A 7,654-nucleotide genomic window follows, 5' to 3' on the forward strand; every position below is an offset into this window, starting at 1 on the left:
GACGCAGTGGAACCCCGGGGTCTGGAGGATGCGATCATCGACGGGACCCGGACTGTAAAGCTTGCCCACCCTTCTCCGCCTCCCTGCTAGCGGGTGCCTGATCTAGCGTGTGCAGGCATGCCGTGTCCGGCAGTGTCGAGGTGACTTTTCGCGAGTCTGCTTGAGCTGGGCATGGCAGTGAGATCCGGACTAGCCTGCCCTCGGGGTGTGACCGGCGGGAGAGCGCAGACCCACTACAGGCTGATGACCCGGTACCTCTTTGTGGTTACTGACGTCTGTACCTGCGCTCCAGCTCGGCTTCGACCACGCGGACCTGCAGCGCCAATGCTTGGAGTTGGCTGTATTCCTGCTCGCTGAAGTCGACGAAGTCCTCCAGGTCGGTTTTTTGCAGGTCGAGGTGTCCGAGGCTCTCCTGAGCCGTGCGGCTGTTCAGCGTGGCACTGGCCATTCCTGCTTCCAGGTGGGATCTCACCACCCGGGCCAGCAGCACGGGTAGCCGGTTCAGCATGGGGATGAACCGCCATCGAGTCGGCCCCAATGAGAACAGCCAATCTTTTGCTGACTGCACAAAACGTTCGGAACTTGGTGGTGCAACGGAACCGGGCCAGCCTCCTCGCTGCGAAGGCAGCCACGGTGTGGGGGCGGCCGTGCCAGCATCCCGCGCGAAGTCAGCTCCAGGTAGCGCTTGCACCTGCTTAATGGGTGGTCGCTTCATGGTCACCATCCTGGGATGAACTGGGTGCCTCTTGCAGGCTGGATGTCGAAAGAGAAGAGGGATAAACCGAGACATCTCCCTAGTTGGACAGTGACTCCTACGCACCAAGAGTCTCAAACTGATAACAGTTAGCTCACAAGTCGAATGCATTGATGGCGGTGGCACACCATGCCGCCTACGTCGGGACCGACAGCGCGCATGGTGACTGCTGGACCGGTGGCTCCGCGAGGACGAGGGTCCCGACCGTCGCTGACGTGATCATCGATTCGCAACCGTTGGTGCTCAAGTTGGCGGAAGCGGACTGGTTCAGCACCGGTGAGATGGGGCCGACCGCATCCCGGAAGGCGCCAGATCCCTGGGGTGCCAGTCGGCCCAGTCGGCCCAGGACCACAGAGTAAACCCACAGCAACTGGTTAGACTGAAACTGTGAGCCCACAAACGGCAGCGACCACAACCGAACGGTCCTCTGTTTCTCCACAGTCCGGTCTGCAGCGGGACCCGGAGCTGGCTCAACTCATCCGTGCTGAGGCAGACAGGCAAAGCAGCTCGCTGCAATTGTTGGCCGGTGAGAACTTTACATCAGCCACCGTGATGGAAGCGCTGGACAGTCCTCTGATCAATAAGTATGCCGAGGGCTACCCGGGGAGGCGGCATCACGGCGGATGCGAGGTAGTTGACCGTATCGAGGACCTCGCTGTCCGAAGGGCAAAAGACCTCTTCAAGTGTGGCTATGCAAACGTACAGCCATACTCTGGCACGAACGCCGTGCTTGCGGCTTACTGGGTTTTGTTGGAACCAGGAGACAAGGTCCTGGCAATGTCGCGGTCGGTTGGAGGCCACTTCACCCATGGACTGGCGAGTAATATCTCTGGCCGCACGTTTGATTTTGCCTACTATGGAGTCCGCGCCGACACGGGGATCATCGATTATGATCAAGTACGGGAACTAGCGCAACGTGAACGACCCCGCGTGATTGTATGCGGAGGGAATTTCTATCCCCGAAAGATCGATTACAAGTCTTTCAGGCGGATCGCTGATGAGGTCGGAGCATTCCTCATCGCCGACTGTTCTCATGAGCTCGGATTGATTGCCGGCAAGGCAGTCCCCAGCCCAGTTCCCTACGCCGACGTGGTGTGCGCTGTGACGCACAAGACCCTCCGCGGCCCGCGGGGCGGCCTCCTCCTGAGCTCTCCGCAGATGGGGGCCAGCTTGGACGCTGTCGTCTACCCCTTCTTCCAAGGCGGCCCGCACTTGCATACCATCGCCGGGAAGGCTGCTGCCTTCGGTGAGGCCAGCACCCCTGAATTCGCCGCCTACGCCCAACAGACTGTCAAAAATGCACAGATGCTGGCTCAGGGGCTGGCCGAGCGAGGCCTCCGGCTGATCACAGGGGGTACAGACACGCACCAAATGATCGCTGACGTGGCTCCGCTGGGTGTTAGCAGTGCTCAGGCCCGGGATCGGTGCCGTCGAAGTGGCATCGTGCTGGATGTACTGCCCGTGCACCAGAAGCGGGGTGACTGTATTCGGCTGGGAACAGCAGCGATGACAAGCCTGGGCATGCGGGAAGCCGAAATGATCAGTATCGCTGAACTGATAGGCAGAGCCCTGGTTGAAAACAACACGGGCACGGCCAAGAGGGGCGTTTCGGAGCTTCTTGCGTCATTCCGGTCCAGCCCGCTCGCCCTGTAGGGGCGGACATCATGCCATCCAGCGAGACGTGGATAGGTGCCGACAAGCATGAGGGACATCTTGCCGGCACCTCAAGCCGGTGGAATTAGGGCACCTTGGCCCCGAGCACATCGACCTGTCGAATCTCAGGAGGCGCGGCAAGCATCGTGTCGGCTACGCCCATCAGGGCGGCGGCAATCTGGCCACTGAGGTGAGCCGCGCGCCCTTCGTCATCAGCGAAAGTGTCAAAGATACCGAAAGTGGTCGGTCCCTCCCGGAAGGCGAACCAAGCCACAGTCTGCTCCTCCTCCTTCGCGAGCTTCAGCGCACCGCGCAGCAGCTCCTCGACTTGGGAAGCGTACTCCGGCTTGCTTTCAATACGGGCGACAAGACCCACGTTCATGGTGCAACTCCACATCTATCATTTCCGCACCCCTGTGTTTGCATCACTGAACCTACGTTGCCCGTAGGAATTCTGACAGGAGCGCCGGCGTCAGATCCCGTACGGATTGCGCTCACTCTGTAAAGCCCCGAACGGCTCACTGTCACGCTGCTCACGAAGGCCGCTTCTGGATGGCTGATGGCGCCGGTGGCGGCTCCGGCCAGGCCTTCGACAGCGCCGTTCTTTACAGCGATGCCGCAATGAGCGCTGCGGTGTCCGCGATGGTCGGCCTTCTTGGGCTATTGGCGCTTACCGGATCTTGAACAGCGGTCCATGCCAGTTCGGCGATCATGTCGGGGGTGACGCCGAAACTGGTGAGGGGGCGCCGGGCACCCACGCGATCCGCCAAGCCTCGGCAGGCGTTGATCGCTGCACGCGTGGAGGGATCGGTGACGCCGAAAGCACGCGCGACTTGGCTGTAAGCGTGGCACGAACAGGGAGCACACCAGTCCATCACGGCCGGGAGCACCGCGGACAATGCCAGGCCGTGGGGAGCGCCCACACGGGCAGTGATTGCGTGGGCAATGCCGTGCACCAGCCCGAGGCCGCTGAGGCTAAGTGCAAGACCGGCGAGGTGTGAGCCGATCAGCATATAAGAGCGTGCTTCGAGGTTATCTCCACACCTGACCGCGACTGGAAGCCATTTGGCGACGAGAGCTATAGCCTGCGCGGCATAGCTCTGAGAAATAGGCGTCGCTCGACGGGACGCCAGTGATTCGATCCCGTGGACAAGAGCGTCCATGCCTGTCGCGGCTGTCAGGGCAGCGGGAAGTCCGAGAGTTAGTTCAGGATCGAGGATACTTGTTTGCGGTCGGACCGATGGATGTCCGATGTAGATCTTCTGGGGGCGATCAGAAGCCTCGATGACACCGAATCCATTGGTCTCTGATCCGGTCCCTGCTGTGGTGGGCACTGCCACCACCGGAAGTCCGGGTTCAAAGTCACATCTTGTGTCGAGTGTGGACGCACATCCGGAGTTCGCCCCAAGGAGAGCAGAACATTTGGCAGCGTCCATGACCGAGCCTCCGCCCAGAGCCAAGACGGTTGTCTTCCCCGCAGACCGCAATTCGCCCGCTAGGGTATCAACGATTTGCGGCGACGGGTTCGGCTGAACGTCCCCAAACACGTTGTACTTGATTCCGCCTGCGTTGAGCACCTCGATCACACGATCAAGAATCCCGGCAGCGCAAACTCCCGGGTCCGTCACAATGAAGACATGCTCCGTACCTGTGCGCCGCACCGCTGCAGGGATTTGATTAATCGCGCCGCTAGCGAATTCCACCCACCCAGTCGGAGGATGCGAGAACTTCGGGAGCTGACTCTCTTTCCTCTTGCTCATCGTTCTACTTCCGATTGCGGAGTGCGCAGCGGGAAGCCCGAGGTGTCCTCGTAGAGCCGTATCGGCATCATTTCACCAGCCTGGCCACCGTAAAGCACTCTGGCGCGTTGATATATTTGCTCAACCAATGCGCTCAACTCCACAGGAATTCCGACATCGCGCGCTAGGTCTACGGCTAGGGACAGATCTTTGCAGGAGGCCTCCAAAGGCAGAGAGTGGCCATATTCTCCGTCTTTGAAAACGGAGAGAATGTCCTGTTCCAGCAAGGATCCCGCAGCCGGACTGCAGAGAAGGGAGCGGTACAATGTGGTGAGATCAACTCCTGCTTTCACTCCGAGGGAGAGGGCTTCGGATGCGGCGATGAGGTGCGAGCACCAAAGGAGGTTGATCAGGAGCTTGACTGTGTAGCCGGCTCCATGAGGCCCGACGTGTGGCATACGCGAGGGATCGCCTATGACCTTAAGAATGGGCAGCACGCGTGTCACGTCTGCCTCATTGCCTCCCACAAACATCTGCAGTGTTCCAGCGGCTGCGGCCTCAGCGTTACCAGAAATCGGAGCGTCGACCACAGCGATCTGGTGTGGCGCGGCTGCCAGACGGATCCTATTCGCGGTCTCGGGGAGGCAGGTCGACAGGTCAACCCAGATGCTGCCAGCCGCAAGTCCGCGCAGCAGGCCGAAGCCACCAAGGAGCACTTCCTCGACGTCATATGGACCTGGCAGCATGGTGATCACTACATCGGAATCGAGACCCACTTCCTCCGGGGTCTCAGCCCACACCGCTCCCTGAGTGAGGTGTTCGACTGCAGCTTCCGGCCGAAGGTCGTGAACCGTTACACAATGACCGCCGGTCAGTACATTTTTCGCTATCGGGCCACCCATACGGCCCAGGCCGATGAAGCCGATGCGCATCTCTCTTGACCCCTTCTCGCCCCTTGCCGAGTTGGTTTTCCAGGTCACGGCCCAGCTATCTTATAGGGCACTCCCATGCGCTTCAGGTTTTTGTGCATCTCTTTCGCGTTGAAACTGATCGGTGCTTGCGGTGAAGAATGCGTTGTGAGGCGCTTTGAGCGCAGACTGCACCGTAGCAAACGAAGGCATACGGGCAGACCCATTGGCCAGCGCCTTGCAGACGGCCTTTCTATTGTTCACGAATACCTGTTCCGGGTCATTTGCGGAGGAGCTCACCCATATTGACGCCACAATTACGAGGGCTCTGATATCATTCTTGGGAATAATATCTTGCATGACAGCATCGGCCACACCGGTCGCAACGCCAACCTGAGCTGGGCCCCAGGTCATTTCACTGTGCCATTTGCTGATGATTGATGCTTTGTTGATGACCAAAGTCATGGGCTGTACCGGCACGTTTGGCTGCAAAGCGGCAACGAACGGTGTGTGCCCTAGCGATGGAGTAGCCAGGGCAACAGCCCACGCCGTTCCGACCGGCCCTGACCGTGGCCCGATCACCGTGCTGATATGAGCCGCATTCGGTCCCTCCCCGATGAAGGATTCGCCAATATCCATATCGTCACCTCATCTGGCTCATTTCGTTACAGACCATCCTTGTCGGCTGTGGCCTGGGCTACGGTGTAAAAATCGAGTTCCCCCACTGTTATGCCATCCTTGTCCACAACGGTAAGGCGTGGACGCCTCAACTGTACGAGCATGTCAAGGGCGTCTTGTAGTGTCGTACTAGTGGTGACGACTGCGTCGGCGAGCTGCTGGCCGGCCGGCAGAAGGCGGGTATCTGCCACAGTCAGCAATCCCAATCGCGTTATGCCGACATGAGTGCTAAAAAATGATGCCACATAAGGATTGGCCGGATGTGCCAATATTTCACTCGGGCGGTCGTATTGAATTATCTTTGCCCGTTCACTCAGGATAGCTACCCTGTCGGCGACTCTAAGGGCCTCCTGAAAATCCTGGGTGACAAAAACAATAGTTTTTCCCAGTGTGCGCTGTATGTGCAGAAAATCTCCTTGAAGTCTTTTCCTGGCGTGCGGCTCTGTTGCCCCAAAGGGCTCGTCCAGCAGCAGAACCGGGGGGTCGGCCGCCAGAGCACGGGCCATACCGATCCGCTGTTGCTGATCGCCGGATAGTTGGCTGGGGTACAGGCCATTGATTTGACGTGGATCTAGACCAGCCAACCGCAAGAGTTCATCGACTCGGGCATGTACGACTCCTTCTTCCCAACCCAAGATCCTTGGGATCGCACCCACATTCTGGGTCACTGTCATATGCGGAAAAAGACCCACTTCTTTGGCCATGTAACCGATACGTCGCCGCAATTGAGGCGGATCGATCGAGAGGGTACTTTCATTGTCGATGAAGATCTCGCCACTGGTGGGTTCGATAAGCCGGTTTATCATTTTCAGCGTCGTCGTCTTGCCGCAACCGGGAGGGCCGACCAGGCATACTACTTCGCCGGTATCGATATCAATGGAGAAATTCTCGACAGCCGGCTTGTTGAGTCTCGGATAGCATTTCTCGACTTTGGTGAGTGCTAGGGCTGCACCGTTTCTGTTTGGAGTATCTTCTTTTTTAGTCGCTGCGCGACGTATCTTTCTGTGATTAGACACGGAGGCCCCTTGGTGTGGTGAATCGCCGCAGCACCACAAATGCGAACTCGTTCAGTGCGGAGAGTGCCGCGATGCCGCATATGCCGACTAGGGCCTGATTCAAGACGTTGGCAGCGCTGACGCGTGACGGTCCGTCGAATATTCCTTCGCCGTGCACAGGCCCTGCTATATACGCCGTAATGGCGGCGATTGCAATGGTCAGTTGAGCCGCGAACCGGATACCCATGAGGATGGCCGGCCATGCCAGCGGGAGTTGGATCTTGACCACGATCAGTGACCGTCGCATTCCTACTGCCTGCGCAGCCTGGACGACGTCCGGTCGTACTCCCTGGAGACCCGTGATGGTGCTGCGCACAATGGGTAGCAGGGAGTATCCCAACAGGACGGCCGCAGTGACTTGTCGGCCGAACCCGAGTAGGGGGACCAGCAGGCCGAAGAGGACAAAACAAGGAACGTTGAGGAAAACACCCGCTACCGCTTTGGCTAGCGAGGACGCTGTGGGGCTGCGCCACATCGCTATGCCTGCTGCCATTCCCAGCACTGTGGCGATGATCAGGGCGAACCCCACGAGGACTATGTGCTGGACTGCCTGGCGTGCAAGAGGGTCTAGGTGATCGTCGACGTAAGTCGCAAATTGATCCATTGCCCCGCCAATCTGATGCCGGGCCTTGCAGTTGCCGGGTCGCTACGTTAGGCAGACCGTCTGACCTGGGCCAATGAACGTTGCTGTAGCTGCAACAGACCCGCGCTGACGCGATGGAGATAGGTCGGAGGGGGCGGGTCAGCGGCAGCTGGATGGTTTCCTGCTTGCGGCCGAACCGGCGGAGCAGGATGGCCCGATGAAGCGGGGCGCCCTTTTCCATGGGTCAGTCAGCCGCACGCAGCTGCCGTTTCCCGCGGGCAGAC

General features: G+C 59.3%; 8 protein-coding genes. 1 reads left to right on the plus strand and 7 read right to left on the minus strand.

The window, feature by feature from the left end; genetic code table 11:
- Positions 1-265 precede the first annotated feature (265 nt).
- Positions 266-715 carry a hypothetical protein gene (locus AB0N17_RS44635; protein ID WP_366017431.1) on the minus strand — a complete coding sequence of 150 codons (450 nt, stop codon included), beginning with the start codon at positions 713-715 and terminating at the stop codon, positions 266-268.
- A 486-nt stretch (positions 716-1,201) separates the two neighbouring features.
- Between AB0N17_RS44635 and glyA the strand changes: the two genes are divergently transcribed.
- Positions 1,202-2,407, plus strand: a complete 1,206-nt coding sequence (gene glyA / locus AB0N17_RS44640) for a serine hydroxymethyltransferase (RefSeq protein WP_366017438.1) — start codon at positions 1,202-1,204, stop codon at positions 2,405-2,407.
- An 85-nt stretch (positions 2,408-2,492) separates the two neighbouring features.
- Here the strand turns inward: glyA and AB0N17_RS44645 are convergent, their stop codons facing one another.
- From AB0N17_RS44645 to AB0N17_RS44670, 6 genes are all read right to left on the minus strand, one after another.
- Entirely contained in the window at positions 2,493-2,789 is a 297-nt protein-coding gene (locus AB0N17_RS44645) for an antibiotic biosynthesis monooxygenase (protein ID WP_366017432.1), read from the minus strand.
- Positions 2,790-3,012: 223 nt separating this feature from the next.
- Entirely contained in the window at positions 3,013-4,110 is a 1,098-nt protein-coding gene (locus AB0N17_RS44650) for an iron-containing alcohol dehydrogenase (RefSeq protein WP_366017433.1), read from the minus strand.
- A gap of 53 nt (positions 4,111-4,163) precedes the next feature.
- Positions 4,164-5,078: an NAD(P)-dependent oxidoreductase gene (locus tag AB0N17_RS44655; protein WP_366017434.1), complete on the minus strand. Its 915-nt coding sequence runs from the start codon at positions 5,076-5,078 to the stop codon at positions 4,164-4,166.
- 60 nt (positions 5,079-5,138) lie between these two features.
- Positions 5,139-5,693 (minus strand): formaldehyde-activating enzyme, encoded by a 555-nt coding sequence (gene fae / locus AB0N17_RS44660; protein WP_366017435.1) that lies wholly within the window; start codon positions 5,691-5,693, stop codon positions 5,139-5,141.
- A 26-nt stretch (positions 5,694-5,719) separates the two neighbouring features.
- On the minus strand, positions 5,720-6,748 hold the full coding sequence (locus AB0N17_RS44665; protein ID WP_366017436.1) for an ABC transporter ATP-binding protein: 1,029 nt from the start codon (positions 6,746-6,748) through the stop codon (positions 5,720-5,722).
- Entirely contained in the window at positions 6,741-7,316 is a 576-nt protein-coding gene (locus tag AB0N17_RS44670) for an ABC transporter permease subunit (protein WP_366017437.1), read from the minus strand. The genes AB0N17_RS44665 and AB0N17_RS44670 overlap by 8 nt, the downstream gene beginning before the upstream one ends.
- Between the last annotated feature and the right edge of the window lie 338 nt (positions 7,317-7,654).

The organism is Streptomyces sp. NPDC051133 (assembly GCF_040682635.1).
GTDB lineage: Bacteria > Actinomycetota > Actinomycetes > Streptomycetales > Streptomycetaceae > Streptomyces.